The sequence below is a fragment of the Leucobacter sp. M11 genome (genome assembly GCF_035726885.1).
In the GTDB taxonomy this organism is placed as follows: domain Bacteria; phylum Actinomycetota; class Actinomycetes; order Actinomycetales; family Microbacteriaceae; genus JAPFRB01.
On record NZ_JAPFRB010000003.1, the window covers coordinates 725,722 to 729,227 of the forward strand.

The 3,506-nt window shown below is 69.4% G+C and carries 3 protein-coding genes and 1 pseudogene; 1 reads left to right on the top strand and 3 read right to left on the bottom strand.

All coding sequences use genetic code 11. The features are described from left to right. Window positions 1–1,588, bottom strand: a 1,588-nt coding sequence (locus OOT08_RS11880) for an acetyl-CoA carboxylase biotin carboxylase subunit (protein ID WP_325092856.1), incomplete at its 3' end; no start/stop codon positions are given. A gap of 244 nt (window positions 1,589–1,832) precedes the next feature. Between OOT08_RS11880 and OOT08_RS11885 the strand changes: the two genes are divergently transcribed. Then, the gene (locus tag OOT08_RS11885) at window positions 1,833–2,159 is read left to right on the top strand and encodes a hypothetical protein (RefSeq protein WP_325092858.1); all 327 of its coding nucleotides are present in this window, start codon (window positions 1,833–1,835) and stop codon (window positions 2,157–2,159) included. 52 nt (window positions 2,160–2,211) lie between these two features. Here the strand turns inward: OOT08_RS11885 and OOT08_RS11890 are convergent. Further along, window positions 2,212–3,366, bottom strand: a pseudogene (locus OOT08_RS11890) (TIGR03364 family FAD-dependent oxidoreductase); the annotation flags it as partial. Then, on the bottom strand, window positions 3,311–3,506 hold a 196-nt coding region (locus OOT08_RS19180; RefSeq protein ID WP_442916229.1), incomplete at its 5' end, for a hypothetical protein. The pseudogene OOT08_RS11890 and the gene OOT08_RS19180, both read right to left, overlap by 56 nt.

Here is a 3,506-nt window from a genome sequence, read left to right on the forward strand (position 1 = left end):
TCTTGACGACGGTGGCCTGCATGGGGGCCTTGACCGAGTCGCCGGTTGCGGTGCTCACCGAGCCGCCGCGCGAGCGCTTGGGTGCGGGGCCGCGGGTGACCTCGCGGTCGGACAGCGGCAGCAGGGTCGTCGGCATCGTGACCTCGAGGCGGCGGCCATCCACCTCGACCACGACGCTCTGGCGGGCGGGCTCGGCGCCGGTGGGCATGATCTCGCCCTCCCACGGCTCGATGTTGTTCTCGAACTCCGATTCGATCCAGAGCGTGTAGACGCCGAAGACGCCGTCCGCGGCGACGAAGGCCGGGTCGCGCACGATCTTGCGGTGGAAGGGGAGCACGGTGGGCAGCCCCTCGACGACGAACTCGTCCAGCGCGCGGCGGGAACGCTCAAGCGCCTCCTCGCGGGTCGCTCCGGTCACGATGAGCTTGCCGAGCAGCGAGTCGAATGCGCCGGTGACGGCGTCGCCCGCGGTCACGCCGGTGTCGATGCGCACGCCGGGGCCGCCGAACGCCTTGAACGCGGTGACGGGGCCGGGGGAGGGCAGGAAGCCGTTGCCCGGGTCCTCGCCGTTGATGCGGAACTCGAAGGAGTGCCCGGTCGCGACGGGATCGTCATAGTCGAGGACGCCGCCCTCCGCGATGCGGAACTGCTCCCGAACGAGGTCGATGCCGGTGATCTCCTCGGAGACGGGGTGCTCCACCTGCAGGCGGGTGTTCACCTCAAGGAAGGAGACGGTGCCGTCCTTGGCGACGAGGAACTCGCAGGTTCCGGCGCCGACGTAGCCGACCTCCTTCAGGATGGCCTTCGAGGCCCGGTACAGCTCGGCGTTCTGCGCCTCGCTGAGGAAGGGCGCGGGCGCCTCCTCGACAAGCTTCTGGTGGCGGCGCTGCAGCGAGCAGTCCCGGGTCGAGATCACGACGACGTTGCCGTGGCTGTCCGCGAGGCACTGCGTCTCGACGTGGCGCGGCTTGTCGAGGTACTTCTCGACGAAGCACTCGCCCCGACCGAAGGCGGTGATCGCTTCGCGGGTCGCGGATTCGAACTGCTCGGCGACCTCCTCGCGGGTGTAGGCCACCTTGAGGCCGCGTCCGCCGCCGCCGAAGGCCGCCTTGATCGCGACGGGCAGGCCGTGCTGGTCGACGAAGTCGAGCACCTCTTCGGCGCCCGTGACGGGGTTCAGCGTGCCGGCCGCGAGCGGGGCGCCGACCTTCTCGGCGACGTGCCGGGCGGACACCTTGTCGCCGAGGCGCTCGATGGCCTCGGGGCTCGGGCCGATCCAGGTGAGCCCGGCGCCGATGACCGCGCGCGCGAAGTCGGCGTTCTCGGCGAGGAAGCCGTAGCCGGGGTGCACGGCGTCGGCGCCGGAGCGGCGGGCAACGGCGAGCAGCTTCTCGACGACGAGATAGGTCTCGGCGCTCGTGGAGCCCCCGAGGGCGTAGGCCTCGTCGGCGAGGATCGCGTGCATCGCGTCCCGGTCCTGGTCGGCGTAGACGGCGACGGAGGCGATCCCGCTGTCTTTGGCGGCGCGGATAATACGGACGGCGATCTCACCGCGGTTAGCGATGAGGACTTTCTGAAGACGCGACATAATTCCCCAGCCTATTCGGTCCGGGCGCCCACTCTTCGGATATACACGACAAACATTTCGAGAGATCGTTGCCGATGGACACAGTCCGCGGCCCCGGCGCGGGAGCTGGCGCGCCGTGCCCGGTCGCAGGCCCGCGGCGGGCGCCCGACCGGGGCCCGGTTTTCCGGGCAAAATCGGGTCGCCCGTGTTACAGTTACGCCACGTCGAACATTTTCTCTGCACTGCGCGATCTTTGGAGGCGACCGTGACGATCTCCCACCCCGCCGAGCCGGACACCGCGCGCGTGATCACGGGACTGCGCCGCGAGCTGGAACGTTTGCGCACGGGTCGCCGCCGCGAGGTGACGATCCTCGCGCTGTCCCTGCTGGGCATCATCGTGCTGGGACTGTTCGTGCTCGGACAGCCCGGCTTTGGCCCGGCAGCGCTCCTGGTTCTCGGCGTGCTGCTCGTGACCGAGCTCGTGCTCCTGGAGACCCGGGTGCTGCGGGCCAACCGCCGCATCGCCGAGAAGCAGCGCGTCCTCGACGACGTCACGGCGCAGGCCCCCGGCAGCGCCCCGCACCGCCCCTGAGCGCGGGACCCGAGGCCCGGGCCGTGGCCTGCTCCGCGGCGGCGAGCAGAATCTACACCCGCTCCCACGTGTCCTTTGCCAGGCCGAATGCGAGGGTCATGCCCACCCCGGTCGCGACGCACACAACCGTGGTCTTTCCCCGGTCCGAGATCAGCAACGGCGTCTTCGACGACGTTGCGTAGATGCCCTGCCAGCGCTGGGTGACGGTGAGCGGCCGACCGAGCACCTGCGAGATCTCGGCGACGAGCCGCTCGGTGATCCACTCATCGAGAAACGGATCGAGCGTATTTCCGTAGACGTGGCTGTCGCCGAGGATAAGGGTGCCATCTGGCCGACGCGTAAACATGACGTTGGCCACCATATCGACGAGCTCGGGGCTGTCCCGACGGAGCTCCTCAACGAGGGCTGCGTTCCCGGGGGTATTCACGAAGCCGTCGTAGCGGGCGAGCGACGTGCCGGTGATCACGGCAGCGTTCACGGCGTACCCCCGGGGCCCACCGGCAAGCGCCATCTGTAACGCACAGCTCTTGATTTCGTGCTCTTCGGCCAGCTCGGGAAAGAGCCGACCGAGGTCGTGGCCGACGCAGACGACGACCCGGTCCGCCGTGAAATCCCCCCGGGGGGTCGACACCGCGCCGTCACCCACCGAGGACACCGTGGTGTTCCAGAGGAGGTCGAGGTTCGGCAAGCGTTCGAGCCACGCGGCAATCGAGGCGACGGTGACCCGAGGATCCACCCGGAGATCCTGGGGGAGGAACGCCCCAGCGCGGAGCGTCTGGTCCAGATCGACCGCGCTGCCGAAGCGTTCGCGCACCTGCTCCGGGGTCAGCATCTCGGCGCTGTCCGGACCACGCTGCTCGGCAAACTGCTCCAGCACTGCGTGCTCGGCCTCGGTCCGAGCGAGCGCAAAGGCGCCTGCCTCCGGTGCCCAGAATCCGACATCTGCGGCAGCGGCCAGCCAGCCCTCACGGGAGCGTTCCGCGATCCGGAGAAACTCACCGTGCTGGCCGGTGACGCAGCAGTGCCCAAAGTTTCGGATGGAGGCACCGACGGCGAAGTGATCCCGTTCGATGATCCGGACGCTGAGCCCGGCGCGAGCCGCCTCGACCGCGTGCGCGAGGCCGACGATGCCCGCCCCGATAATGAGGACGTCAGTGTGGCGGCTCTGCTGTGTGGTGGACATCGTTGTCCCCTCTCTGTGGTGGTGATGGTGATGGTGATGGTGCGTCGGGGCTGGGCACCGCGGGGCTGTCCCCGGGCCACGAGATGAGCGTGGTGATCAGACGGATGAAGCTGTGCTCGAGCGTGCCGCGAGGCTGGGTGGCCAGCCGCGCCAGGGAGACCGTC